The sequence below is a fragment of the Amycolatopsis nalaikhensis genome, assembly GCF_030264295.1.
GTDB classification, from domain to species: domain Bacteria; phylum Actinomycetota; class Actinomycetes; order Mycobacteriales; family Pseudonocardiaceae; genus Amycolatopsis; species Amycolatopsis nalaikhensis.
The window spans coordinates 1,630,222-1,654,747 of sequence record NZ_CP127173.1; the positions used below are offsets into that span (position 1 = coordinate 1,630,222).

The following is a 24,526-nucleotide window of genomic DNA, read 5'->3' on the forward strand; positions in this document are numbered from 1 at the left end:
GGGTCAGCCACCCGGTGACCGGTCGAGGCCGGACTCGTAGGCGAACACGACCAGCTGCGCGCGATCACGGGCGCCCAGCTTGGTCATGGCCCGGTTGACGTGCGTCTTCGCCGTCAGCGGGCTGATCACCATCCGGGCGGCGATCTCGTCGTTGGACAGCCCGCGCGCGACCAGCGCGACCGCCTCGCGCTCCCGCCGCGTCAGGTCCGCGAGTCCCGCGCCCGGGGCGGGCGGCTGGGTGACGTACCGGTCGATCAGCTTCCTGGTGATCGACGGCGCCAGCAGCGCCTCGCCCCGCGCGGCGACGCGGACCGCGTGCAGGAAGTCCTCGGGCCGGATGTCCTTCACCAGGAACCCGGCGGCTCCGGCGCGCAGGGCCTCGAAGACGTACTCGTCCAGGCTGTAGTTGGTGAGGATGACGACGTGCACCGCGGCAAGCGCCGGGTCTGCGGCGATCCGCCGGGTCGCCTCGATGCCGTCGACCTCCGGCATCTGGACGTCGACGAGCGCGATGTCCGGCAGGTGTTCCCGGGCCAGCTCCACGGCTTCGCGGCCATCGGCGGCTTCGGCCACCACCTCGATGTCGTCCTCGATGTCGAGGAGCGCGCGGAACCCGCTGCGGATCAGCGGCTGGTCGTCGGCCAGCAGGACGCGGATCATGCCGGGTGGTCCACGGGCAGCTCGGCTTCGACGCGGAACCCGCCTTCGCCGCGCGGTGCGGCCTCGAGCCTGCCGCCGAGCGCGGTGACGCGTTCGCGCATGCCCAGCAGGCCGACGCCTGGCTCCGGCGCCTTGTCCACAGTGGACTTCCCGTCGTCGTCGACGCGGATCACCAGCGCGCCGGGCCGGTGGTCGATCCGGACCGACGCGGTCGCCGCGGCCGCGTGCCGGGCGACGTTCGTCAGCGACTCCTGGACGATCCGGTACGCGGTCCGGCCGACCGCGACCGGGACGTCGGTGTGCGCGCCCTCGATCGTCAGCCGCGCGTCCAGCCCCGCGGTCCTGGCCCGCCGCACCAGCTCCGGGACGTCGTCGAGGCCGTGCCGCGGGTTCTTGTCGTCGTCGCGCAACGCCTCCAGGGTCGCGCGCAGCTCCCGAGCCGCCTCGCGCCCGGCGTCCCGGATCGCCAGCAGGGCGTCCGGCACGTCTTCGCCGCGCTTGCGCGCCACGTGGACGGCGACTTCGGCCTGCACCTTGATGACCGAGATCTGGTGGGTGAGCGAATCGTGCAGCTCGCGCGCGATGTGCAGCCGCTCCTCGTCGGCACGCCGTCGCGCCGTCTCCTCGCGGGTGCGTTCGGCCTCGTCGGCCCGGCGCTCGGCCTGCCGCAACGCCTCCCCCGCCGCGCCGGCGGCGATCAGCCAGGCCAGCTGCAGGACGTCCCGCGCCTGCGTGAACGCCTCGCCGGTGGTGTGCAGACCGGACGCCAGGAGTGCCAGCGGCACCGCGCCGAGCATGAGCACCGAGGCCACCACGGCGGCGACGCGGTGGCCCGCCCGGACCGCCGCGTACACCGCGAAAAGGTAAGCGACGACGGGGACTTCGAAGCCGACGGCCTGGTAGCCGAGCGCGCACGCCGCCGTCACGCCGAGCACGACGACCGGGGCGCGGCGGCGCGCGACCAGTGCCAGCCCGCCCGCCACGAGCAGGGCGTACCCCAGCGGGTCGAACGCCGTCGCCTCGCGCGTCGCGGACAGCCCGGCGACCAGCAGGGCCGCCGCCACCCCGGCGGCGACCAGCCCGTCCAGCACCCGTGCGCGATTCACCTCCGCACCTTAACCGCGTGGTCGGCCCGTGGAGTCCCGCTCGCGGAGGATCTTCCGGCTACCGCGTCCGCGGTAGTCCCACGTCGTCCGCGGCAGCCGGAAGTGCCTGCGCCCGCACGACGACGAACGGCGGGTCCGGCGGCGATGCTCGAGGCATCGGTTCACCGCACGGAAAAGGAGCACGTCATGTCCGTTCACCTCGCCGCCGTCAGCGCCTACACGCTCACCGCCGGGCGCCTCTGGTCCGTGGTCGCCGCCGTGGTGGGCGTGGCGGGGATTGTCATCGGCTGGCTGGCACTGACCGGGCGGGCCGGGTCCGGCCGGACGGCCTCGATGACGGCGGTGGTGCTGGGGGTCGCCGGCGCGATCGGGGGCGGCGCGGTCGTGGCCGCGGCGAAAGGCGGGCCCGGCACGGGTTACGGGATCGTCGGCGGCTACCTGGCTTTGCTGGTCGGGGTGGTCGCCGCCGGGCTCGGCGCGTGGGCCATCGTCCGCGCGCGACGCGGTTTTGTCGGTGGTCGCCGCTAGCGTCGGGGTCATGTACGAAGTCGATTTCGTCGAGTTCCCCGCCGAGTCCGCGGCGGCGTCCGGGCGGTTCTTCGAGCGCGCGTTCGGCTGGGCGGTCACGCCGTACGGGCCGGACTACGCGGACGTCGCCGCCTCCGGCGTCACCTTCGGGTTCCAGGCGGACCCGGCGGAACGCCCCCGCGCGCCGCTGGTCACGATCCGCACGGACGACCTGTCGGCGGCGCGCACCGCGGTGGAGGCGGCGGGCGGGGTGGTGACGGTGGAGCCGTTCAGCTTCCCCGGTGGCCGCCGGTTCCACTTCCGCGAGCCGGGAGGGAGTGAGCTGGCGTTGTGGTGCCCGGAGTGAGGTAGCCCGTCAGCCCGCCGGTGTAGTACGTCGCCGGGTCGTTCGCGCACGGCGGGCGGCCGGTGGCGAACCGCGTCACCAGGTCCGGGTTGGCGATGAAGTGCCGGGCGTACGACACGGCGTCGGCGATCCCGGCCTCGACCACGGCGTTCCCGGAGCCGCGGTCGAACCCGTTGTTCACGATCAGCGGACCGCTGAACAAGCGCCGGTACCGCGCGAAGGCGGCGAAGTCCGGTCCCGAATCAGGCCCACGGAGGTGCAGATACGCCACATCGAGTGCGGCGACGAGTTCGTCGTACTCGGCACGCAGTGCTTCGTCCACTGTGAACAGTCCGCCGGTCCACCACGGGGACAACCGGACGCCGACGGGCCCGTGCGCGGCGACGGCGCCGACGACGTCCAGCAGCAGCTTGCGACGACGCGCCGGAGAGCCGCCGTACGCGTCGGTGCGGTGGTTGAGCCGCGGGTGCAGGAACTGCGCGAGCAGGTACACGCCGTTGGCCGCCACCTCGACGCCGTCGAACCCGGCTCGGCGGGCGTTGCGCGCCGCCGCGGCGTAGTCCGCGACGGTGGCCCGGATCTCGACCGCGGTCAGTTCGCGCGGTGTTTCCGTCGGCTGCCTTCCGGCCTTGGTGTGCACCGATTCGCCGGGGTTCACCGCCGAAGGGCCGGCCGGTCGCGTGCCGAGGAAGTCCCGGTGCGAGACGGCGCCGGTGTGCCACAGCTGCACGACGATCCGCCCGCCGCGCGCGTGGACGGCCTCGGTGACGCGGCGCCACCCGGCCACCTGGGCGTCGGTGTGGATGCCGGGCACGTCGGGGAAGCCGACGGCCCGCTCGCTCACCCACGTGCCTTCGGTGACGAGGAGCCCGGCGTCGGCGCGCAGCGCGTAGTACGCGGCCTGCGGTTCGCCGGGCACGCCTCCGGGCACGCGCGCCCGCGTGGTCGGCGCCAGGACGACGCGATTCGGCAGGCACCATCGGCCCAGGTCGACGGGGGTCAGCAAGGTCATGCGGTCACCTCTGGTCGCGCGGAAACGTCAGGAGGGCGACGATCGCGGCGAGCGGAAGGTGACCGATGGACGAGCTGGCGGCGGAGTTCGAGGCCGAACGCGGCAGGCTGCGCGGGCTGGCGTTCCGGATGCTCGGCTCGGCGGCCGAGGCGGACGACGCCGTCCAGGAGGCCTGGCTGCGGCTGACCCGGGTGGACTCGGTCGACAACCTGGCGGCGTGGCTGACGACGGTCGTCTCCCGCGTCTGCCTCGACGTGCTGCGCGCCCGGAAGGCCCGCCGGGAGGAACCGTTCGAGGTGCTGCCCGAACCGTCGGCCGACGCCGACCCGGCCGGTGACGTAGAGCTGGCCGATTCGGTGGGCCGCGCCCTGCTCGTCGTGCTGGACGCGCTCGGTCCGGCGGAGCGGATCGCGTTCGTGCTGCACGACTTGTTCGCGGTGCCGTTCGACCGGATCGCGCCGGTGCTCGACCGGACGCCGGTGGCGGCGAAGAAGCTGGCGAGCCGGGCGCGGCAGCGGGTGCGGGGCACGTCCCCGCTGCCGCCGGCCGACGTGGCCCGGCACCGCCGGGTGGTGGACGCGTTCCTGGCGGCGGCCCGCGGCGGCGACCTCGAGGCGCTGCTGGACGTGCTGGCCCCGGACGTCGTCCGGCGCGCCGACGCGGCCGCGCTGCCGGTGGGCGCGGCGCTCGAGGCCCGCGGCGCGCGGGCGGTGGCCGAGGAGACGAAGGTCTTCGGCAAGCGGGCGCGGTTCGCCGAAACGGCCTTGGTGGACGGCGCGGTCGGCGTCGTCGTGGCCCCGCGGGGGCGGTTGCTGCTCGCGCTCGCCGTGACGGTGGCAGGCGACCGCGTGGCGGCGTACGAGGTGATCGCGGACCCCGCGCGCCTCGCGGCCTTGCGGATCGCCCTCCTCTGAGCCACTATGAACGCATGTTCATGAACGTGTGTTCATAACGAAGGGGAAGCCATGACCGACGTCGTCAACACCGCCCAGGCCGAAGCGTGGAACGGCTACGAAGGCGAGCACTGGGCCTCGCACGCGGACCGCTACGACGCGGTGAACAGCGGCTTCAACGGCTACGTGCTCGACCGGGTCCGCGCGGACGACCGGGTTCTGGACATCGGCTGCGGCAACGGCCAGCTGACCCGGCTCGCCGGGGAACGGGGGCGGGCGGCCACGGGCGTCGACCTGTCCGGGCCGATGCTCGCGACCGCCCGGGCGCGGGCCGCCGACCTGCCGGACGTGCGGTTCGAGCAGGCGGACGCCCAGGTGCACCCGTTCCCGGACGGCGAATACGACCTGGCGGTCAGCCGGTTCGGCGTGATGTTCTTCGCGGACCCGGTGGCCGCGTTCGCGAACATCCGCCGGGCCCTGCGCCCCGGCGGGCGGCTGGCGTTCCTCTGCATGACGGCGCTGGCGGGCACGGACTTGGGCGCGGTGTTCGGCGCGCTGGCGGCGTACCTGCCCCAGCCGACCGGGCCGGACGGCAGCGGCCCGACGTCGTTCGCCGACCCGGACCGCACGAAGGCGGTGCTGGGCGAAGCGGGCTTCGAGGACGTGGAGTGCACGCGCGTCGAGGCCGATCAGGTGTGGGGCCGCGACGTCCCGGACGCGGCCCGGTTCATCGGCGACTGGGGCCCGGTCCGCCACCACCTGGGGATGGTCGACGAAGCCACGGCGGCCCGCGCGCGGGAGGCGTTGACCGAGGCGCTCCGGCCGTTCGCCGGGCCGGACGCGGTCCGCCTGCGGGGAACGGCGTGGCTGGTCACGGCAAAGAGGTCGTGATCGGCGATCGCCGTACGATGGCGGCGATGTCACCGAGGAGAGCAGCGGCCCAGGCGGACGGCAAGTCCCTGGAGGACTTGCTGATCGAAGCCTGCGAAAAGATCATCGCCACCGACGGCACGGCGACGCTGACCGTCCGCGCGATAGCCCGCACGGCCGGCGTCGCGGACGGCGTGCTCTACAACCACTTCTCCGACAAGGAAGAGCTGGTGGCGAGGGCACTGCTGCGGTTCGTCCGCCGGATGGAGGAGGGGCTGGGCGAGCTGCCGGTGGCGGGCGAGGGCACGGTGGCCGGGAACCTGCACCGCCACCTGGAATTCGGGCTGGCGCTGCACCACATGATCGTCCCGGCGTTCAGCGGCCTGCTCGGTCAGCCGAAGGTGCTGCGGAGGTTCGCGGAGATCACCGAAAGTTCCGGGCTGTGGCGCGACCGGCTCCGGACGTACCTGGCCGGCGAGCGCGAGCTGGGCAGGCTGCGCCCGGAGTCCGAAGTGGACGCGGCGGCGGCGTTGCTGGTGGGCCACTGCCACGCGACGGTGCTGGGGAGGCTGTTTCCCCACGCGGAAGCGGGCGCCGCCCCGAGCACGGAGTCGATCGTGAAGACGGTGCTGGCCGGGATCGCGCCGTAGCACCGGTCCGTCCTTTGTGGAGTTCTCGACAACAAGCCCGCCATTCGCGAAACAGAAAGGGAAAGACCGGCGGACTCCACCGCGATACTCTCCCGGTATGGACGACGTGGAGGTCCGTGAGCTGCGGTATTTCCGCGCGGTCGCCGAAGAGCTGAACTTCTCCCGCGCCGCCGAGCGGCTGGGGATGGCACAACCGCCGCTCTCCCGCGCGATCCGGCTCCTCGAGCGGCGCCTGGGCGTCCAGCTCTTCGAACGCACCAGCAGGCACGTCAGCCTCACCCCGGCCGGGAACGTGCTGTTCACCGAGTCGGCGAAGGCGCTCGACGCCGTCACCGCGGCCGTCCGGCGGACGCGGCGGGCCGCGCAGACCGCGCCCGCGCTCGTCGTCACCGCGAAATCCGGGGTGGCCACCGATCTGCTGCGGCGGATCACCGAGCGGCACCCCGACGCCGTCGAGATCCGGGTCAGCGGGTTCGGCGAGCAGGCGGCGATGCTGCGGGACGGCCGGGCCGACGTGGCCCTGCTCGGCTGCCCCGGCGACAACGCCGGCCTCGACGTCGAGGTGCTCCGCACCGAGCCGCGGGTCGCCGCGCTGCCGGTCGGGCACGAGCTGGCCCGGCGGGCCGCGCTGACGTGCGCCGACTTCGCCGGGCGGGCCACGCCGTTCTGGCCGGACTCCTCGGCCGCCGACCGGGCGTACTGGTCGGGGCAGGACGTCACCGGCGGCCCGGTGACACCGGGGCCCGTGGTGCGCGACAGCGCCCAGCTGCTGGAGACCGTCGCACTCGGCCACGCGATCGCGCTCCTGCCCGCGTCGGTCGCCGAGTGGCGGTCGCGAGAGGGAGTCGTCTACCGGCCGGTCGTCGACGCGACGCCGTATTCGCTCGCCCTCGCCTGGCCGACCGGGGCGCGGGACGAGCGGATCGCGCGGTTCGTGCGGACCGCCGTCGAGGTCAGTGCGGCACTCCCCCGCCCGGGCGCGGTCCCGGCGGGGTGAGCCACCGGATCAAGCCTGCGCCACGAGTTCACCGCGGAAGGTCGAGCGGTACGCGCTCGGTGACACCCCCAGCGCCGCCTGGAAGTGCTGGCGCAGCGAGGCCGCCGTGCCGAAGCCCGCTTCGGTCGCGATGCGGTCGACCGGCAGGTCGGTCTCCTCCAAGAGCTGGCGGGCGCGCTCGATCCGTTGCTGCGTCAGCCATTGCAACGCCGAGATGCCGACCTCGTCGCGGAAGCGGCGGGTGAACGTGCGGGTGCTCATCGCCTCGCGGGCGGCGAGCTCGCGCAACGTCAGCGGCCGGTGGAGGTTCTCCAGTGCCCACGCCCGCGCCGCCTTCGTCGACGACGTTCGCGGCTCGGGCACCGGCCGCCGGACGAACTGGGCCTGTCCACCCTCCCGGTGCGGGGACACCACCGTGCCGCGGGCGACCTCATTGGCGACCGCCGCGCCGTGGTCGCGGCGGATCATGTGCAGCACCAGGTCGATCCCCGACGCCACACCCGCGGACGTCAGGACGTTGCCGTCGTCGGTGTAGAGCACGCACGGGTCGACGTCGACCTCGGGGAAGCGCGCCTGCAGCTCGTCGGCCGAACGCCAGTGCGTCGTCGCGCGGCGGCCGTCGAGCAGGCCCGCCGCCGCGAGCACGAACGCGCCCGTGCAGATCGACGCGATCCGCGCGTCCTCCGGGATCCGCCGCAGCGCCGCGTCCAGCGGCGGGGTCAGCACGCGCGCCATCGGTTCGTACTCGGTCAGGGACGCCGGGATGATCACCGTGTCCGCCTCGGCGAGGACCTCGGGCCCGCGGTCGATCGGGATCGTGAAGTCCGAGTCGGTGCGGACCGGGCCCGGCTCGAGCGTGCAGGTCACGACCTCGTACAACGGCTCGCCCGACGCCGAGCGGGCCTGCCCGAACAGGCGGTGGACGATGCCGAGCTCCATCACGAGCATGCCGTGCCGAACCAGGACGGCGACGTGGTGACGCTCGGGGTGCGCGAATTCGGCCATGGCCCGATTCTTGCACATGTTGGCTATCAGGCCACTCGATCACGGCCGCCGTCCCGCGTGACCATCGAGGTCATGAACGTTTTGTGGGTTTACGCGCACCCCGAGCCGCGCTCGCTGAGCGGGGCGCTGCGCGACGACGGACTGCGGACACTCCGCGCACTCGGCCACGACGCCCGCGAGTCGGACCTGTACGCGATGAAGTGGAACCCGGTGGTCGACGCCGCCGACTTCGGCGCCGCGGCCTCCGACGACCGCCTGGTCGTCGGCGACACCGCCGCTCGCGCGCACGCCCGCGGCGAGCTGTCCCCGGACATCGTCGCCGAGCAGGAGAAGCTCGACTGGGCCGACGCGGTCGTCGTGCAGTTCCCGCTGTGGTGGTACGGCATGCCGGCCATCCTCAAGGGCTGGTTCGACCGGGTTTTCGTGAAGGGTTACGGCTACGGCGTCCGCGGCGAGGACGGGCGCACCCTCCGCTACGGCGAGGGCAGGCTCGCGGGCAAACGCGCGGTGGTGGTGCTCACCGCGGGTGCCCGCGAGCCCGCGCTCGGCCCGCGCGGGATCAACGGCGCGCTCGACGACGTCCTGTTCGGCCTGCACCACGGGACGCTGTTCTACGCCGGGATGGCGGTGCTGCCGCCGGTCGCGGTGTACGGCGCCGACCGCGTGTCACCGGAGCACTTCGCCGAGGCCCGCGACCTCCTGCGCACGCGCCTGAGCACGCTGGAGACGACCGAGCCGATCCCGTTCCGCACCCAGAACGGCGGCGACTACGACGCGGACCTGGTCCTGCGCCCCGAACACGCGCCCGGCGCCGACGGGCTCTCGGTGCACCTCACGCGGAAGCGGGCAGGGTGAGGCGCTGGCCGAGACCGCCGTCGACGGGGAGGTCGGCGCCGGTGGTGAACGTCGCTTCGAACCCGAGGAACAGCACCGCCGCCGCCACCTCCTCCGGGGTCGCGTGCCGCTTCAACGGCGTGATCTCGTCGCCGACCGCCTTGAACTCCGCCAGCACCGCGTCGGGGACGCCGGTGACGCCCATCGTCGGCGTGTCGGTGTAACCGGGGCTGACCACGTTGACGCGGATCCCGCGCGGCGCCAGCTCGGCCGCGTACGTCCTGGCGAACGACCGGACCGCCGCCTTCGCCGCCGAATACGGCCCCATCCCGGCGATCCCGGCCTCGGCCGCGACCGACGTCGTGAACACGAACGAGCCGCCGGGCCGCACCAGCCCGGCGAGCCGCTGGGCCGTGAAGAACGCGCCCTTCGTGTTGACGTCGAAGGTGCGGTCGTAGATCTCCGGCGTCGCGTCCGCGTACGGCGTCAGCGTCGCGAAGCCGACGTTGACGAACACCAGGTCCAGCTCCCCGAGCGTCGCGGCGGCCACGGCACCCAGCTCGTCGATGTCGGCCAGCCGGGACGCGTCGGAAGACAGCAGGTGCGCCTTCCCCGGCAGATTTCCCTCCAGCGGCGAGACGTCGCGGCCGGTCAGCAGCACCTCGGCGCCGCCGTCGAGGAGAGCCCGCACCACCGCGAGTCCCATGCCGTGCGTGCCGCCCGTGACGACGCCCTTCTTGCCGAGGTACTTCACCGGATCTCCTCGATGACGCTCGCGATAGCGTGCGCGCCGTGGCCCGAGGCCACCGCGCGGTCGAACAACTCCTTCAGCGCGGCGGGCACCGTCGCGCCGATCCCCTGGGCGCGGCTGGTCTCCACCAGCATCGCGAGCCCGGCGGCGTTGATGTCCAAAGCGGACACTTCCGTTTCGTAGTCACCGCTGGCCACTTGCGCGCCGATGCCGGGCAGGAACCCGCCGACCGCCGTCAGCCAGTTCAAGGCCATCGGCGTGAAGCGGTCCGGCGCGACGCCCTCGCTGCCGACGAGGGCGAGCGCGTGCAGGTAGCCGCCCATCGTCGACCACATGATGCCGAGCAGCGCCAGGTCGTACAGCGCCGCGAGACCGGCGTCCTCGCCGAGGAACACCGGCTCCCCCAGCACTTCCAGGACGGCGCGCTGAGTATCGAACGCCGTCTCGGACCCGCTGTAGAGGATCCGGGCGCCGGGGGTCCCGATGCCCTGCGGGACGGCCATGATCACGCCGTCCACGTAGTCGATCCCCTGCGACGACGCCCATTTCGCGACGCCGCGCGCTTGCTCCGGCGTCCCCGAGGTGAGGTTGACCAGCGTCCGGCCGGACAGCTCCGTCGCGTCCAGCACCGGCTGCTGGGTGTCGTATGTGGACAGACAACTGAGGACGACGTCGGCGTCGGCCGCCTCGGCGGGGGTGGCCGCCAGCCGGGCGCCGCGGTCGAGCAGCGGCCCCGCCTTGAGCGGCGACCGGTTCCACACCACGACGTCGTGGCCCGCCCCCAGCAGCGCCCCGGCGAGGGCGGCACCCATCCGCCCCAGGCCGAGCACGCCCACGCGTTTCTTGCTTTCTCCCATGGGTTCCATGCTGTGCGGGCGCTTTACACTCGACAAGTACCGACTAATAAGTCGGGTACTCACCAAAACGTAAGGATCCCGCATGCAGCCTCGGACGTACCGCTGCGGCCTCGACGCCGCCGTCGACGTGATCGGCGGCCGCTGGAAGGCCCTCATCCTGTGGGCCCTGCACGCCGAGCCGCTGCGGTTCGGCGAGCTGAAGCGGAAAGTGGCCGGCATCAGCGAGAAGATGCTCATCCAGGCCCTGCGGGAACTCGAAGCGGACGAGATCGTGCACCGCGAGGTGTTCCCCGAGATCCCGCCGAAGGTCGAGTACTCGCTGACCGAGCTGGGCCAGCGGCTGAACACGGCGTTGCTGCCGCTGGGCGACTGGGGCGAGGAGAACATGGCGGGCATCGCGAAGCGCCGCGGGGTCACCCCCGCGGCGCCGCACCCCGCCTAGGCGGTGACCAGGTCCGCCCCGGTGAAGAACGTCGAGGCGGCCGTCATCGCCGAGTCGTCCAGCAGCACGTCGCCGGGGCGGCTGCCGTTGCCCAGCAGGACACCGCCCCAGTTCATGCTCAGGTACTCCGCGCACAGCTCGAGCGTGCCGATCAGCGGCTGGGCTTCGCGCGCCGTCTCGCTCAGGACGCTCACGCCCCACAACGTCTTCCCGCGCATCTTCGCCTTGAAGTCGACGGGCAGGCGCATCCAGCCGGACCAGTAGTCGAGGTAGAGCTTCACGCTCGCCGAAACCGAGTACCAGTACACCGGCGAGACGATCACGATGTCCGTCGCGGCGAACGTCGCGTCCATCAGCAGCTGCTCACCCTCGGCCGGCGCCGGGTGCTCGCCGACGCCGTGGCGGCGGTCCTCGAACGGCGGCAGCGGCACCTCGGGCAGCCGGATCCACCGCTGCTCCACGTCCCGCGGCAGCTCCTTCGCCGCCCGCCGGGCCAGCATCTCCGTGTTCCCGCCCGCCCGGGCCGCACCGACCAGGAAGAGGAAGTTCCGCGTCATGACGATGTCCCCTCAGTTACTTGCATGTACATATAAAGACTGCCCATGGACTATCCTGGAGTCAAGAGGAGGGCGGAAATGACCGTCGACGAACAGTCCTGGGGCCGCATGCTCGTGCTGCACGCCCGCATCGAGCAGGAACTGGGCAAAGCCCTGCAACGCCGCCACGGGCTCGGCCTGTCCGAGTACCGGGCGCTCGGCAAGCTGGTCGCGGGCCCGCGCGGGGGCCTGCGGATGCAGGAGCTCGCCGAGGCGATCGGGCTCAACCAGAAGCTCGGTCAGCCGGATGTGCGCGCGCCTGGAAGACGCCGGCCTGACCCTCCGCGACCTGTGCGAAGACGACCGCCGCGGCGTCTACTCGGTGATCACCGACGCCGGGCGCAAGCGCTACGCCGAGACCGAGCCGACGTACTGCGCGGTGCTGCGGACCGCGCTCGACAAGGCCGCGAGCGACCCGGAAGCTCGCCGCGGCGGTCGCCGCCGTCCGCGGCGCTTGACCTGAATATTCCGCAGTGGTTATATACCGGCACAGGCAACCTTACGGGAGGACGCCGTGTCCGGACGCGCGAAGCTGCAGACCGTCGACGAACGCCCGATGCTCAGGCTCGAACGCCGCCTGAAGCACGCGCCCGAGAAGGTCTGGCACGCCCTCACGGCGCCAACCGCAGCTCGAGCACTGGTTCCCCGCGCGGGTCGACGCAGACCTGCGCCCCGGCGGCGCCATCCGCTTCACCTTCCCCGGCGAGGACACGTCGACGACCGGCGAGGTCCTCACCGTCGACCCGCCGCGTGAGCTCACCTTCGTCTGGAACGACGACACCCTGCGCTGGCTGATCTCCCCCGACGGCGAGGGCAGCCTGCTGGAGTTCACGCACACCTTCGGCCGCGGCGACCCGGCGATCGCGAAGCTCGCCGCGGGCCGCACCGCCGCGGGCTGGGACGTCTGCCTCGACGCCCTCGCCGCACGCCTGGCCGGCCGGGAGATCCCGCAGCCGGCGGACTGGCACGACCGGATGGCGTCCTATGTGGACGAATTTGGCCTCGACGACGGCGAGGTCCTCGGCGACGGCACGATCCGCTTCCGCCGCGACCTCGTCTGGAAGCCGGTCGAGGAAGTCCGGGCGCTGCTGCCCGACGAGCCCGGCTGGCACGTGGTGCAGGACCCGCTCGACGGCACCCGCGTCGAGCTCGCCGAGCCCGCCGAAGCCGACGTCCCGGCGCAGCTCGCCCGGCGCCACGAACAGCTCGACAAGCTCTTCGCCGCGACCCACGGCGTCGAGCTGCCGGACTGGCCGCTCGAGCGCGTCGAGGCCGTGAAGAAGCACTACGCGGAGCGTCCGACCCAGGGTTGACGCGCGGGCGGCGGGTCCGCATTACGTTCGGTTCATGCGAATACGCGTGGTGCTCGACGTGCTCGCCGTCGTCGTGCTCGGGGTCGGCGCGGGCGGCAACCTCGCCGCGGGCGCGTGGCACCTTCCGCCGTGGCTGCCCGCCTGGCTCGGCTGGACGATCCTGCTGGCGAGCGTCGTCCCGATCGTGCTGCGGCGGCGGTGGCCGCTGGGCAGCTACGTGCTCAGCCTGGTGCTGGCCGCCGCGGCCGTCCCGATCGGCGGGCCTGTGTTCGGCGTCGCCGTGGTCGGCGCGGGGTGCGCGCTCTACCTCGTGGTGCTCCGGCGGAAGCCGCGGGTGGGCCAGATCGGCCTCGCCGTCGGCCTGGTCGAGCTGGGCCTGCTGGCGTTCGCGGTGTCGAACCCGAGCACGGCCACGACGGTGAACTTCAGCGCGTCGGCGCTGGTGATCGGGTTCGTGCTCGGCCTCACCGTCCGCAGCCGCCGCGAGTACGCGGTGGCCGAGCGCGAAAACCACGCGCGGCAGGCGGTTTCCGCGGAACGGCTGCGGATCGCCCGCGAGATGCACGACGTCGTCGCGCACAGCATGAGCCTGATCGCGGTGAAGGCGGCGGTCGGCAACCACGTCGCCCTCGAACAACCCGCCGAGGCGCGGGAAGCGTTGCGCGTCATCGAAGACACCAGCCGCGAAACCCTGGCCGAGCTGCGCCGGATGCTCGGCGTGCTGCGGGACGGCACGGGCGTCCCGGAGCTGGCGCCCGCCCCGACGCTCGACGACCTGCGCGCGCTCGCCGAACGCGCGAAGCAGGCGGGCGCCCTCGACGTCGACCTCGTCGTCGATGGCCTCACCGAGCTGCCGGGCGGCGTCGGCCAGTCGGTGTACCGGATCGTCCAGGAGGCGCTGACCAACGTGGTCAAGCACGCGGGCGCGACGACGTGCCGGATCCGCGTCACCGGCGGCGACGGCGAGGTGGGCATCGAGGTGGTCGACGACGGCCGCGGCGGCGAAGCGGTCCCCGGCCACGGACTGATCGGGATGCGCGAACGCGTCGGCGTTTACGGCGGCGAGTTCAGCGCGGCGCCCGCGGAAACCGGCTTCCGCGTCTTCGCGCGGCTGCCCTACGCACTGGCGGCGGCCTCGTGACCCGCGTCCTGATCGCCGACGACCAGGCGTTGCTGCGCGGCAGTTTCCGGGTGCTGGTGGAGAGCGCGCCCGGGCTGACGGTGGTCGGCGAGGCCTCCGACGGCGTCGAGGCGGTCGCCCTGACCCGGCGCGAGAAGCCGGACGTCGTGCTGATGGACGTCCGGATGCCGGAGATGGACGGCATCGAGGCGACCCGCCGGATCTGCGCGGAGAGCGACGTCCGGGTGCTGATGCTGACGACGTTCGACCTCGACGAGTACGTCTACGCGGCGTTGCGCGCGGGCGCGAGCGGCTTCCTGCTGAAGGACACGCGCCCGGCGGACCTCCTGGCGGCGATCGAGGTGGTGGCGTCCGGCGACGCGCTGCTGGCACCGTCGGTCACGCGACGGCTGGTGGCGGAGTTCGCGCGGCTGCCGACCGGCCCGGTGACCCGGCTCACCGGGGTGACCGCGCGCGAGCAGGAGGTGCTGGCGCTGATCGCGCGGGGCCTGTCGAACGACGAGATCGCCGCGCGCCTGCACCTGGGGATCGCGACGGTGAAGACCCACATCGGGCGGCTGCTGCACAAGCTGGCGGCCCGTGACCGCGCCCAGCTGGTGATCGCGGCCTACGAGTCCGGCCTGGTGCGGCCCACCCCGTCGTGAGTGTTTAGGGCGGTTAGAACCGCCCTAAACACTCACGACGGCGTTAGCCGACCGCGCGGGTGAACGGAGCGAAGCGGAGTGAGGCGTCGCCGGGCAGCGTTCGCCCGCCGAGCACCAGGCGCGGGGCCGGGGCGCCCGGGACCAGGCCGCGCTCGCGGACCCACGACGTCAGGCCGGGGAACCGGAAGTCCGGGTCCACCCGCACCTCGCCCCGCACCGACCGCGCGACCCCGCGGATGAGCGCCTTCGCCTGCTCCTCCGTCTCCGCGACGACCGGGCCGATCACCGTCACGTGCCCGATGTCCGTGCCGAACGCGAACCCGCCGTCGACCACGAACGGCGTCCCCAGTCGCTCGAGCAGCGGCCGCCGGTCGGCTCCCTGAGCCACACGGTCCACCGGGTAGACGTCGGACAACGACCCGGGAGAAGCGCCCGGCCCGCCGTCGTCGGCGAAGGTGCCGACGTGGCCTTGACACCCGCCGTCGGCCACGAAACCCATCGACTCGTACAGCGGCCTGCCGAACTTCGACGCGTGCAACCAGACCACCCGGGCCCCCGCCGCCGCGACGGCGTGCGCGGTGATCGCGCGGCCCAGCCCGCGCCGCTCGAACCGGGGTGCCACCAGCACCATCGAAATCGACGCCACCGGGCCGAAGGACACCAGCACCGCGGACGCGGCCAGGCCGTCCCCGTCCGGGGCGTCCACTCCGAACACCCGCCCCACCTCGTGCAGCAACGTCCACTTCGGCGGCTCGCGCGGCCACGACCGGGACTCGGCCAGGTCGGAGCAGGCGGGGAGGTCGGCGGCGGCCAAGGTCCGGATGTCCATGGACGTTGCCTACGCCACACGCGAAGTGACCGACAAGTAGTTAAGCTCCCGGGAATGAGCAGTGCGACGGAGCCGCTCGGGACGCCGCCCGAGGACGAACCGGACATCCACACCACGGCCGGCAAGCTCGCCGACCTCTACCGCCGCTACGACGAGGCGGTGCACGCGGGCTCGGCCCGCGCGGTGGAGAAGCAGCACGCCAAGGGCAAGAAGACCGCGCGGGAGCGGATCGAGCTGCTGCTCGACGAGAACTCGTTCGTCGAGCTCGACGAGCTCGCCCGGCACCGCTCGACCAACTTCGGCCAGGAGAAGAACCGGCCCTACGGCGACGGCGTCGTCACCGGTTACGGCACGGTCGACGGCCGCCCGGTGTGCGTGTTCAGCCAGGACGTCACCGTCTTCGGCGGCAGCCTCGGCGAGGTCTACGGCGAGAAGATCGTCAAAGTGATGGACCTGGCCATCAAGACCGGCCGCCCGATCATCGGCATCAACGAAGGCGGCGGCGCGCGCATCCAGGAAGGCGTCGTCTCGCTCGGCCTCTACGGCGAGATCTTCAACCGCAACGTCAAGGCGTCCGGCGTGATCCCGCAGATCTCGCTGATCATGGGCGCCAACGCGGGCGGGCACGTCTACTCCCCCGCGCTGACCGACTTCGTCGTGATGGTCGACGAGACCTCGCAGATGTTCATCACCGGCCCGGACGTCGTGAAGACGGTCACCGGCGAGGACGTCACGTTCGAGGAGCTCGGCGGCGGCCGCACGCACAACACGAAGTCCGGCGTCGCGCACTACCTCGGCTCCGACGACGAAGACGCCATCGCCTACGTCAAGGAACTGCTCTCCTACCTGCCGCAGAACAACCTCTCCGACGCGCCGGTGTTCGAGCCGTCGGACAGCCCGGCCGGGTTCTTCGACGACGTCACCGAGTCCGACCGCGAGCTCGACACGCTCATCCCGGACTCGCCGAACACCCCGTACGACATGCACGAGGTCATCAACCGCGTGGTCGACGACGGCGAGTTCCTCGAGGTCCACGAGCTGTTCGCGCCGAACATCATCGTCGGCTTCGGCCGCGTGGACGGCCAGAGCGTCGGCGTCGTCGCCAACCAGCCGACGCAGTTCGCGGGCTGCCTGGACATCGACGCGTCCGAGAAGGCCGCGCGGTTCGTGCGCACCTGCGACGCGTTCAACATCCCGGTGCTCACCTTCGTCGACGTCCCGGGCTTCCTCCCGGGCACCGACCAGGAGTGGAACGGCATCATCCGCCGCGGCGCGAAGCTCATCTACGCCTACGCGGAGGCCACGGTCCCGCTGGTCACGATCATCACGCGCAAGGCGTACGGCGGCGCGTACGACGTCATGGGCTCCAAGCACCTCGGCGCCGACATCAACCTCGCCTGGCCGACCGCGCAGGTCGCGGTGATGGGCGCCCAGGGCGCGGCGAACATCGTGCACCGCAAGACGCTCGCCAACGCGGCCAAGGAGGGCAAGGACGTCGACGCGCTGCGCGCCGAGCTGATCCAGGAGTACGAGGACACGCTCCTGAACCCGTACGCGGCGGCCGAGCGCGGCTACGTCGACTCGGTGATCGTGCCGGCGCACACGCGCGGGCACGTCGCGCGGGCGCTGTCGCTGCTGCGGAACAAGCGCGAGTCGCTGCCGCCCAAGAAGCACGGGAACATCCCGCTGTGAGCGACGAGAAGCCGCTGCTGCGGGTAGTCCGCGGGAATCCGAGCGACGCCGAGCTGGCGGCGCTGACGGCGGTCGTCGCCGCGGCGTCGGCGGCGAAGGCGCCGGAGAAGCCGAAGCCGCGCACGTCGTGGTGGGGCGATCACAGCGCTTCGCTGCGTAAACCGCTCCACCACGGCGAAGGTGCGTGGCGCGCTTCGGGCCTCCCTGGCTTCTAGCTCACGTTGACGGCGGTGTCGTCGACGACGAAGGACGTCTGCAGCTGTGAGCCTTCTACGCCGCTGAAGGTGAGCGTCACGGACTGGCCCGCGTACGCGGACAACGAGAAGCTTCGCTGCTGATAGCCGCTGGCCGCGTTGAGGTTGCTGTACGTCGCCAACGTCGTGCTGCCCGCCTTCACGGTCAGCTTGTCGTACGCGGTCGTGCCCGTCTCGGCGGTGTCGATGTGCAGCCAGAACGAGAACGTGTACGCCGAACAGCTGCTGGGCAGCGTCACGGTCTGGCTCAGCGTGTCGGTGTGCGCGGAGCCGTAGCCGTCGAGCCAGGCACTCCAGCTGCCCGAGCGCGCGGGTTCGTCGGTGCCGTGCTGGCCGATGACGCCCGAGGACGCCGTCCACGCCGTCGCGCCGGACTCGAAGCCGGGGTTGGCCAGCAACTGCCGGGCGGTGCAGCCGGTCGGCGGCGGCGTGGTCGTGCCGCTGCCCGCGAGCCACGCCGTCGCGTTGAGGCCGAGGGCCGCGTTGTCGGCGGTCGAGTCGGTCCAGCCGTTGTAGAGGGTGTTGCCGGACTGGCCGGTGCCGTCGTCGGCGGGCGAGCTGTCACCCCAGATCGCGACGCGGCCCGAGCCGAAGGTGCTGGTCACGAAGAAGGCGTTGGTGGTGCCCGGCGACGACGTGCTGAGGTACGCGAGGCCCTTCACCGACGCGTTGTCGGCGGGCTTGAGGGTGAACGTCGTGCCGTTGGCGATCAGGCTGTGCTTCACCGTGCCGAAAGCACCGTTGAGCACGGGGTTCGTCGAGTCGCTGATGGCGACCGGGTGGTCGCTGGAGATGTTCTTCAGGTCGACGGAGAAGCCGAACGGATCGGTGTTGTCGACGCCGTTGTTCGTCATCAGGTCGTTGATGATCTCCGGGGAGTCCCAGCCGTCGTTGTTGCGGTCGCTGCCGGTGTGGTCGGAGATGAGGAAGAGCCCACCGCCGTTCTGGACGAACCGCATGACGGCGGTCTTTTCGGCCGCGCTCAGCACGACGTTCGGTTCGGGCAGCACGAACTCGTCGAAGTTCTGCAGGTCGAGCGCGCCACCAGTGCCGTAGGTGATGGTGTTGCCGGGAGGAAGCGTTTTCAGGCTGTACTGCCCGGTCTTCTGCAGGGCGACGCCCCACGCCGAGAGCGCGCCGGTCCAGTCCGTTTCCTTCTGCGGCGCGGAGTTCTGCGCGGTCGGGTCGGGTTGGGAGGTGCCGACGATCCAGTCGGCGTTGCCCGCCGTTTCGGCCTTCGTGTTGTCGAACAAGACGCGGTGGAGGACGGCGGCGTGCGCCGGGACGGCGAGCAGGCCCGCGGCGAGCGCGGCGACCGCGACCGGGATGAAGCGCTTCATGGTGCTCCTCGGCGAAAGGGGAACCTGGGCGCTCCCACTGTCACCCGGCCGCGGCCCGACGAAAGTCGGGTTTCAGACCACGTCCAGGAACACCGTCGGGACGCCGTTCTCCCGCACGATCCGGCCCAGCAACCCGGCCAGCCGATCACGGTCGGTCCCGCTCAGCCCCGCCGCCAGCTCGTCGACCCGGCGGCAGGTCGCCGCGTAGAACTCCTCCGCCAGCTCGCGCCCCTCGGACGTCAGGACGACCTGCACCGCGCGGCGGTCGTCCGGGTCGGGCTCGCGGCGGACGAGCCCGCGCCGGACCGCGCGGTCGACGAGGCCGGTGAGGCTGGACTTCTCGAGGCCGAGCGTCGCGCCGAGCTCCGCCCATGCCGTACGGCTGGGCCATCAGCACGCACAGCAGCTGTCCCTGCTGCACGGTGAGCCCGTACTCCCGCGCCGATTCCGCGTACACCGCGTGCACCAGGAACGTGGCCCGCACCAGCCCGGCGACGACGCCGAGGTCCTCCCCGCTCTTCCCCATCAGGCCAGCCTACTTCGCGGTCGCCTCCCGCACGGCGGGCACGATCTCCTCGGCCCAGCGCGCGGCGGCGGTCTCGTCGGGAGTGCTGCCGCCGGGCCCGAACAAGACGAACCCGGCGGCGCCGTGCTCGAGCACCGCGCCGATCAGCTCCTCCACCCACTGCGCGGGCGAGCCGCCGATCCACCGTCCGTCGTCGGCACGGGTCTTGGCGAGCGGTTCCGCCGTGATGCGGCCGGGGAAGTTGTAGACGGTGGCGATGTCGGCGGGATCGCGCCCGGCGTCGACGGCGGCCTTGTCGATGACGGGCCGGGACGTGCGGTAGCGCTCGCTGAGCCAGTCGGCGGCGTGGCCGGGCATCCAGCCATCGGCGACCCGGCCGGTGACGGCGAGCGACTTCGGCCCCACGGACCCGGTCCACACCGGCGGCACCTCGACGGCGGCGGGCTCGAGGTCGGTGACCCGGTAGAACTCGCCGTCGAAGGTCACCGGCGCACCACCGCCCCCAAGCAGCTTCACCAGCTTGATGCCCTCCTCGAACGCGCGGACGGCCTGCCCGGGCGTCAGCTTGGTGAACCCGAGCCGCGCGATGTCGTCCCACAGCCCGCCGACGCCCATGCCGAGCACGATCCGCCCGCCGGTGAGCGCGGACAGGCTCGTGATGGTGCGGGCCAGCATCGACGGGTGCCGCGTCGGCAGGTTGGTGACGCTGACCAGGCCGGAGATCCGTTCGGTGCGCCCGAGGAGGACGCCGATTTCGGCGTACGCGTCGAGCCGGTCGGCGTAGTACGGGTGGTCGGAGACGGTGATGAGGTCGAGCCCCGCGCGGTCCGCCTGGACGGCGAGGCGCAGGGTGTCCGGTGCCGCGGACACGGCCGTCGACACGCCGATCCCGAAGTGCATCATGGTTCCTCCCAGTTTTAGTTCGCGCTACGAACTGACTATACATAGTTCTTACCACGAACTACCACGGCCGCCTCCGGCCTGCCGGATATTCGGTTCCCTCCCGGCGGCACGGCGGCTACCGTGGTCTCACCCGGTGCGAGCACGACCTCGGGAGTCACGGCTTCACCGATGCCCGGTGCGCAGGCGAGGGTTACTTCCACTCCTAATGGGCGGGTCGGGGGTTCGAATCCCTCCCGGACCACGTGGTCCGGTAGCTCAGCTGGCAGAGCAGCAACGTACCTTCACCGACTTCGATCTCGGGCATCGCTGTGGCCGTGACTCCCCCACGAAAAACCAGGGGGAGAAATGAGCAAGTTCAACACCGCACGCGCGCCGGCCGCGACCTCGCCGGTCCGCGGCGAGGCCACGCCGTCCGGTCTCACCCACCAGGGCGGCGCCGGCTACGCGCGCGACGTCCGGTCGGAGCTCTTCCTGCTCGCCGTCACGAACCTGGTCGGCGAGCACACCTTCTACGAGTCCGCGGACGCGCGCGACACGCGCTACGCCGCGCTCGTCCACGCCGCGACCCTCGAGGATCCACAGTGGACGGGCCGGTTCCTGCGCTGGCTGCGGGCCGAGGCGAACCTGCGCACGGCGTCGCTCGTCGGTGCGGCCGAGTTCGCGAAGGCACGCCGCGACGCCGGGCTCGACGGGCTCGGCCGCCAGGTCGTCGCCGACGTCCTGCGGCGGGCCGACGAGCCCGGTGAGCTGCTCGCCTACTGGACTTCCGTGCACGGCAAGAACATCCCGAAGCCGGTCAAGCGCGGCGTCGCCGACGCGGCGCGACGGCTCTACGACGAGCGCGCGTTCCTCAAGTGGGACTCAGCGGCGCGGGCCTTCCGCTTCGCCGACGTCCTCGAGCTGACGCACCCGGCTGACCGCGACCCCGCCCAGGGTGCGCTGTTCAAGCACGTCCTCGACGAACGGCACGACCGCGGCAACCCGCTGCCCGGCTCGCTCGGGGTCCTGCGGGCCCGCGCCGAGCTGACGGCGTGGGACGTCCCGCGCCGCCGCGACCTGTTCGGGCGGGCGGACGCCGCGGACGTGCTCCGCGCGGCGGGCATGACGTGGGAGTCGGTCGCGGGCTGGCTGCAGGGCCGGCTGGACGCGCGCGTCTGGGAGGCGCTGATCCCGTCGATGGGCTACATGGCGCTGCTCCGCAACCTGCGCAACTTCGACGAGGCCGGGGTCTCGGACGAGGTCGCGCGGCGCGTCGCCGAGCGGCTCGCCGACCCGGTGCGGGTCGCGCGGTCGCGGCAGCTGCCGATGCGGTTCCTGTCGGCCTACCGGGCGGCGCCGTCGCTGCGCTGGGCGTGGGCGCTGGAGCGGGCGATCGCGCACTCGCTGGCGAACGTGCCGGCGCTGCCGGGCCGGACGCTCGTGCTCGTCGACACCTCGGCGTCGATGAACGCGGGCTTCAGCCGCGACGGCACCCTGATGCGATGGGACGCCGCCGCGGTGTTCGGCCTCGCGCTCGGCCGTCGGTGCGCGAACGCCGACGTCGTGTCGTTCTCGAGCAGCCGGGGACTCCGGCCGGCCACGAAGGTGTTCAAGCTGCGCAAGGGCGGTTCGCTGCTGTCCGACGTGGAGAGGTGGAAGTCCGGCGGCTACTTCATCGGCAGCGGAACCGACACCGAGGGCGCGGTGAAGAAGCACTTCGCGAAGCACGACCGCGTCGTGATCCTCACCGACGAGCAGGCCGGGTACGGCGACGTCGGGCAGGTGCTGCCCGCCCGCGTCCCGCTGTACACCTGGAACCTCGCCGGCTACCGGTACGGCCACGCGCCGTCCGGGAGCGCGCACCGGCACACGTTCGGCGGCCTGACCGACCAGGCGTTCCGGATGATCCCGTTGCTCGAACGCGGGAAGCACGCCGACTGGCCGTTCTGAGAGACGCCACGAGGGGCGCCTTCACGGACATTGAGTCCATGAAGGTGCCCCTCATGGTTTCCGGACCGTGCACGGACCGTCACAGGAATGGCCGTGGACCGAGGACTACCCCGGGCCGTATAGTCCACGTGGAATAACCGGCAGGGACTCATCCGGAGGGACCACCACCATGGCCTCGGCCAAGCTGACCCCGCTCGGCATCGCCGTGCTTGAGCTGCTCCACGAGAGGCCCATGCACCCGTACGAGATGGCGCAGCTGATGCGGGAGCGGTACGTCAGCACGCGGGTCAACGTGAAAGCGGGCTCGCTCTACCACACCGTCGAACGCCTGCACCGCGACGGCTTGATCGAGGTCGTCGACACTCAGCGTGACGGACGGCGGCCCGAACGGACCGTCTACGGCATGACGCAGAACGGGCTCGACGAGTTCAACCAGCGCGGTCGCGAGCTGCTCGGCGACCTCGTCGAAGAGTTCCCCGCCTACCTGTCCGGGCTCGCCGTGATCGACGAACTGGGGAAGGAAACCTCGTTGATCGAGCTCGACCACCGGGTCACGCGGCTGCGCGCCGCGGTGGCCGCCGACCAGGCCGTGCTGCAGCGGCTGGCCGAAGACGGGACGCCGCCGATCTACTGGCTCGACTGGCGCTACAAGTGCGACCACCGGCGCTTCGAGCTCGAGTGGACCGAGCGGCTGCTCGACGACCTCAAGTCCGGGCGGATCCCGTTCCAGGACTGTGAACAACCCAAGCTCACGCTCATCACCAGGGAAGACGACGATGAACGCAAGACAAGCTAACCCGTGGGCCGCGCTGGGCGCGCTGTGCCTCGGCTTCTTCATGATCCTGCTCGACACGACCATCGTGTCGATCGCGATCCCGACCATGCTGGCCAAGCTGAACGCCGGGCTGAACTCGGTCGTCTGGGTGATCAGCGTCTACCTGCTCACCTACGCCGTGCCGATGCTGTTCACCAGCCGGCTCGGTGACCGCTTCGGGCCGAAGCGCGTCTTCCTCGCCGGGCTCGTCGTGTTCACCGGCGCGTCGCTGTGGTGCGGCCTGTCCGGCAACGTCGAAATGCTGATCGCCGCGCGGGCCGTGCAGGGGCTCGGGGCCGCGCTGATGACACCGCAGACGCTCGCCTTCATCACGCACCTCTTCCCGCCCGCCAAGCGCGGGCCGGCGATGGGCATGTGGGGCGGCGTCGCCGGGCTGGCGACGATCGCGGGCCCGCTGCTCGGCGGCGTGCTGGTGGACCACCTCGGCTGGGAGTGGATCTTCTTCGTCAACGTCCCGATCGGCGTCATCGCCATCGCGCTGACCCTGGCGCTCGTGCCCGACTGGCAGCCGAAGCACTCGCACTCGTTCGACCTGCTGGGGATCCTGCTCTCGAGTGCGGCGCTGTTCTGCATCGTGTTCGGCGTCCAGAACGGCCAGCAGTACGACTGGGGCACGGTCTTCGGCGGCGTCACCGTGTTCGAGATCATCGGCGCCGGCGTGGTGCTGCTGATCGCGTTCCTCGTGTGGCAGCGGTTCAACAAGCGCGAGCCGCTGCTGCCGCTGCAGGTGTTCGCGAACCGGAACTTCTCGGCCGGGACGCTCACCGCGACGACCGTCGGCTTCGCGATGACCGGCATGTTCCTGCCGCTGGTCATCTACATCCAGTCGGTGCTCGGGCTGACCCCGACGACCGCGGGCCTGCTCACCGCGCCGATGTCGCTGCTGTCCGGGATCATCGCGCCGTTCGTCGGGCGCGCGTCGGACAAGGTGAACGGCAAGTACCTGGTGATGTTCGGCCTCGCCGCGCTCGCCGCCGGGCTGGGGATCATCGCGTGGCAGGCGTCGCCGACGAGCAGCCCGTGGAGCTTCGTGCCGGCGCTGCTGGTGTGCGGGCTCGGCATCGGCTGCATCTTCTCGCCGATGAGCAACATGACGATGGGCTCGGTCGAGCCGCGGCTGGCCGGGACGGCGTCGGGCATCTTCAACACCTCGCGCCAGGTGGGTGGCGTGCTGGGCAGCGCCGCGATCGGCGTGATGCTGCAGGCGCAGGTGAGCTCGTCGATCACGGACGAAGCGGCGAAGGCGGCTTCGCAGCTGCCGGAGCAGTACCGGGCGCCGTTCGCCGAGGGGATCGCCCACGCGGCGGCGAGCACGGGTGAGTTCGGGTCGGCCGGTGGCCCGGCGCCGATCCCGGGTCTCCCGGCGGAGATCGCGGCGCAGGCCGGGAAGCTGGCCACCGAGGCGGTCCACAGTGGACTCACGGACGCGGCCCGCGTGACGATGCTGCTGCCGATGGGTGTGCTGCTGCTCGGCGTGCTGGCGGCGGCGGTGCTGCGCCAGGTGAAGCCGAGCTGGCAGACCCCGGCCCCGGCCACCGAAGCGGCCGCGGCCTGAAAAACCGTGCGAGCCTCC

26 protein-coding genes, 1 tRNA gene and 2 pseudogenes are annotated in these 24,526 nt (G+C 72.1%); 18 read left to right on the top strand and 11 right to left on the bottom strand.

Annotated elements, in window-relative coordinates; genetic code table 11:
• Positions 1-3 precede the first annotated feature (3 nt).
• Positions 4-660 carry a response regulator gene (locus tag QP939_RS07735; protein WP_285455897.1) on the bottom strand — a complete coding sequence of 219 codons (657 nt, stop codon included), beginning with the start codon at positions 658-660 and terminating at the stop codon, positions 4-6.
• The gene (locus QP939_RS07740) at positions 657-1,766 is read right to left on the bottom strand and encodes a sensor histidine kinase (RefSeq protein WP_285455898.1); all 1,110 of its coding nucleotides are present in this window, start codon (positions 1,764-1,766) and stop codon (positions 657-659) included. Before QP939_RS07740 ends, QP939_RS07735 begins: the two co-directional genes overlap by 4 nt.
• 186 nt (positions 1,767-1,952) lie before the next feature.
• On the opposite strand from QP939_RS07740, the gene QP939_RS07745 reads away from it, so the two are divergent.
• Together QP939_RS07745 and QP939_RS07750 are read left to right on the top strand one after the other, a co-directional pair.
• A complete protein-coding gene (locus QP939_RS07745) occupies positions 1,953-2,294 on the top strand; it encodes a DUF6223 family protein (protein WP_285455900.1) in 342 nt (113 codons plus the stop codon).
• Between the two features lie 10 nt (positions 2,295-2,304).
• The gene (locus QP939_RS07750; RefSeq protein WP_285455901.1) at positions 2,305-2,640 is read left to right on the top strand and encodes a VOC family protein; all 336 of its coding nucleotides are present in this window, start codon (positions 2,305-2,307) and stop codon (positions 2,638-2,640) included.
• Here QP939_RS07750 and QP939_RS07755 read toward each other — a convergent pair.
• Positions 2,564-3,652: an oxidoreductase gene (locus QP939_RS07755; RefSeq protein ID WP_285455902.1), complete on the bottom strand. Its 1,089-nt coding sequence runs from the start codon at positions 3,650-3,652 to the stop codon at positions 2,564-2,566. The two genes, QP939_RS07750 and QP939_RS07755, sit on opposite strands and share 77 nt — an antisense overlap.
• Positions 3,653-3,717: 65 nt before the next feature.
• Here QP939_RS07755 and QP939_RS07760 point away from each other — a divergent pair, with 65 nt between their 5' ends.
• The 4 genes from QP939_RS07760 to QP939_RS07775 all read left to right on the top strand — a co-directional run bounded on the left by QP939_RS07760 (position 3,718) and on the right by QP939_RS07775 (position 7,062).
• Positions 3,718-4,566, top strand: a complete 849-nt coding sequence (locus tag QP939_RS07760; protein ID WP_285455903.1) for a sigma-70 family RNA polymerase sigma factor — start codon at positions 3,718-3,720, stop codon at positions 4,564-4,566.
• A gap of 51 nt (positions 4,567-4,617) precedes the next feature.
• Complete coding sequence (locus tag QP939_RS07765) at positions 4,618-5,436, top strand: class I SAM-dependent methyltransferase (protein WP_285455904.1); 819 nt, start codon at positions 4,618-4,620, stop codon at positions 5,434-5,436.
• Between the two features lie 26 nt (positions 5,437-5,462).
• The gene (locus QP939_RS07770; protein WP_285455905.1) at positions 5,463-6,065 is read left to right on the top strand and encodes a TetR/AcrR family transcriptional regulator; all 603 of its coding nucleotides are present in this window, start codon (positions 5,463-5,465) and stop codon (positions 6,063-6,065) included.
• A gap of 97 nt (positions 6,066-6,162) precedes the next feature.
• Complete coding sequence (locus QP939_RS07775) at positions 6,163-7,062, top strand: LysR family transcriptional regulator (RefSeq protein WP_285455906.1); 900 nt, start codon at positions 6,163-6,165, stop codon at positions 7,060-7,062.
• A gap of 9 nt (positions 7,063-7,071) precedes the next feature.
• On the opposite strand, the gene QP939_RS07780 is transcribed toward QP939_RS07775, so the two are convergent.
• Positions 7,072-8,067 carry a GlxA family transcriptional regulator gene (locus QP939_RS07780; RefSeq protein WP_285455907.1) on the bottom strand — a complete coding sequence of 332 codons (996 nt, stop codon included), beginning with the start codon at positions 8,065-8,067 and terminating at the stop codon, positions 7,072-7,074.
• Positions 8,068-8,139: 72 nt separating this feature from the next.
• Between QP939_RS07780 and QP939_RS07785 the strand changes: the two genes are divergently transcribed.
• The gene (locus tag QP939_RS07785; protein ID WP_285455908.1) at positions 8,140-8,922 is read left to right on the top strand and encodes an NAD(P)H-dependent oxidoreductase; all 783 of its coding nucleotides are present in this window, start codon (positions 8,140-8,142) and stop codon (positions 8,920-8,922) included.
• On the opposite strand, the gene QP939_RS07790 is transcribed toward QP939_RS07785, so the two are convergent.
• A complete protein-coding gene (locus QP939_RS07790; protein ID WP_285455909.1) occupies positions 8,900-9,655 on the bottom strand; it encodes an SDR family NAD(P)-dependent oxidoreductase in 756 nt (251 codons plus the stop codon). The two genes, QP939_RS07785 and QP939_RS07790, sit on opposite strands and share 23 nt — an antisense overlap.
• Positions 9,652-10,509, bottom strand: a complete 858-nt coding sequence (locus QP939_RS07795; RefSeq protein ID WP_285455910.1) for an NAD(P)-dependent oxidoreductase — start codon at positions 10,507-10,509, stop codon at positions 9,652-9,654. Before QP939_RS07795 ends, QP939_RS07790 begins: the two co-directional genes overlap by 4 nt.
• An 82-nt stretch (positions 10,510-10,591) precedes the next feature.
• On the opposite strand from QP939_RS07795, the gene QP939_RS07800 reads away from it, so the two are divergent.
• The gene (locus QP939_RS07800) at positions 10,592-10,951 is read left to right on the top strand and encodes a winged helix-turn-helix transcriptional regulator (RefSeq protein ID WP_285455911.1); all 360 of its coding nucleotides are present in this window, start codon (positions 10,592-10,594) and stop codon (positions 10,949-10,951) included.
• Here QP939_RS07800 and QP939_RS07805 read toward each other — a convergent pair.
• Positions 10,948-11,508, bottom strand: a complete 561-nt coding sequence (locus QP939_RS07805) for an NAD(P)H-dependent oxidoreductase (protein ID WP_285455912.1) — start codon at positions 11,506-11,508, stop codon at positions 10,948-10,950. The two genes, QP939_RS07800 and QP939_RS07805, sit on opposite strands and share 4 nt — an antisense overlap.
• A gap of 286 nt (positions 11,509-11,794) precedes the next feature.
• Between QP939_RS07805 and QP939_RS07810 the strand changes: the two genes are divergently transcribed.
• The 4 genes and pseudogenes from QP939_RS07810 to QP939_RS07825 all read left to right on the top strand — a co-directional run bounded on the left by QP939_RS07810 (position 11,795) and on the right by QP939_RS07825 (position 14,645).
• On the top strand, positions 11,795-12,010 hold the full coding sequence (locus QP939_RS07810; protein WP_285455913.1) for a helix-turn-helix domain-containing protein: 216 nt from the start codon (positions 11,795-11,797) through the stop codon (positions 12,008-12,010).
• 51 nt (positions 12,011-12,061) lie between these two features.
• Positions 12,062-12,860 (top strand): annotated as a pseudogene (locus tag QP939_RS07815) (SRPBCC family protein).
• 34 nt (positions 12,861-12,894) lie between these two features.
• Positions 12,895-14,001 carry a sensor histidine kinase gene (locus QP939_RS07820; protein ID WP_285455914.1) on the top strand — a complete coding sequence of 369 codons (1,107 nt, stop codon included), beginning with the start codon at positions 12,895-12,897 and terminating at the stop codon, positions 13,999-14,001.
• Positions 13,998-14,645 carry a response regulator gene (locus tag QP939_RS07825; RefSeq protein WP_285455915.1) on the top strand — a complete coding sequence of 216 codons (648 nt, stop codon included), beginning with the start codon at positions 13,998-14,000 and terminating at the stop codon, positions 14,643-14,645. Before QP939_RS07820 ends, QP939_RS07825 begins: the two co-directional genes overlap by 4 nt.
• Before the next feature lie 43 nt (positions 14,646-14,688).
• Here the strand turns inward: QP939_RS07825 and QP939_RS07830 are convergent, their stop codons facing one another.
• Positions 14,689-15,474, bottom strand: coding sequence for a GNAT family N-acetyltransferase (locus QP939_RS07830; protein WP_285455916.1), 786 nt, complete (start codon positions 15,472-15,474; stop codon positions 14,689-14,691).
• Between the two features lie 54 nt (positions 15,475-15,528).
• Here QP939_RS07830 and QP939_RS07835 point away from each other — a divergent pair, with 54 nt between their 5' ends.
• Together QP939_RS07835 and QP939_RS07840 are read left to right on the top strand one after the other, a co-directional pair.
• Positions 15,529-17,166 (top strand): acyl-CoA carboxylase subunit beta, encoded by a 1,638-nt coding sequence (locus tag QP939_RS07835; protein WP_285455917.1) that lies wholly within the window; start codon positions 15,529-15,531, stop codon positions 17,164-17,166.
• Positions 17,163-17,381 carry an acyl-CoA carboxylase subunit epsilon gene (locus QP939_RS07840; RefSeq protein ID WP_285455918.1) on the top strand — a complete coding sequence of 73 codons (219 nt, stop codon included), beginning with the start codon at positions 17,163-17,165 and terminating at the stop codon, positions 17,379-17,381. Before QP939_RS07835 ends, QP939_RS07840 begins: the two co-directional genes overlap by 4 nt.
• Here the strand turns inward: QP939_RS07840 and QP939_RS07845 are convergent.
• The 3 genes and pseudogenes from QP939_RS07845 to QP939_RS07855 form a co-directional block, all read right to left on the bottom strand.
• The gene (locus tag QP939_RS07845) at positions 17,378-18,760 is read right to left on the bottom strand and encodes a M6 family metallopeptidase (RefSeq protein WP_285455919.1); all 1,383 of its coding nucleotides are present in this window, start codon (positions 18,758-18,760) and stop codon (positions 17,378-17,380) included. The two genes, QP939_RS07840 and QP939_RS07845, sit on opposite strands and share 4 nt — an antisense overlap.
• 72 nt (positions 18,761-18,832) lie before the next feature.
• A pseudogene (locus QP939_RS51785) lies at positions 18,833-19,286 on the bottom strand (MarR family winged helix-turn-helix transcriptional regulator).
• A gap of 9 nt (positions 19,287-19,295) precedes the next feature.
• Positions 19,296-20,189 carry an LLM class flavin-dependent oxidoreductase gene (locus tag QP939_RS07855; protein ID WP_285455921.1) on the bottom strand — a complete coding sequence of 298 codons (894 nt, stop codon included), beginning with the start codon at positions 20,187-20,189 and terminating at the stop codon, positions 19,296-19,298.
• A 172-nt stretch (positions 20,190-20,361) separates the two neighbouring features.
• Between QP939_RS07855 and QP939_RS07860 the strand changes: the two genes are divergently transcribed.
• From QP939_RS07860 to QP939_RS07875, 4 genes are all read left to right on the top strand, one after another.
• Positions 20,362-20,430, top strand: a tRNA-OTHER gene (locus QP939_RS07860).
• Between the two features lie 104 nt (positions 20,431-20,534).
• The gene (locus QP939_RS07865) at positions 20,535-22,118 is read left to right on the top strand and encodes a TROVE domain-containing protein (protein WP_285455922.1); all 1,584 of its coding nucleotides are present in this window, start codon (positions 20,535-20,537) and stop codon (positions 22,116-22,118) included.
• 169 nt (positions 22,119-22,287) lie between these two features.
• Positions 22,288-22,914, top strand: coding sequence for a PadR family transcriptional regulator (locus QP939_RS07870; protein ID WP_285455923.1), 627 nt, complete (start codon positions 22,288-22,290; stop codon positions 22,912-22,914).
• Positions 22,895-24,508 carry a DHA2 family efflux MFS transporter permease subunit gene (locus QP939_RS07875; protein ID WP_285455924.1) on the top strand — a complete coding sequence of 538 codons (1,614 nt, stop codon included), beginning with the start codon at positions 22,895-22,897 and terminating at the stop codon, positions 24,506-24,508. The genes QP939_RS07870 and QP939_RS07875 overlap by 20 nt, the downstream gene beginning before the upstream one ends.
• The last annotated feature ends 18 nt before the right edge of the window (positions 24,509-24,526 follow it).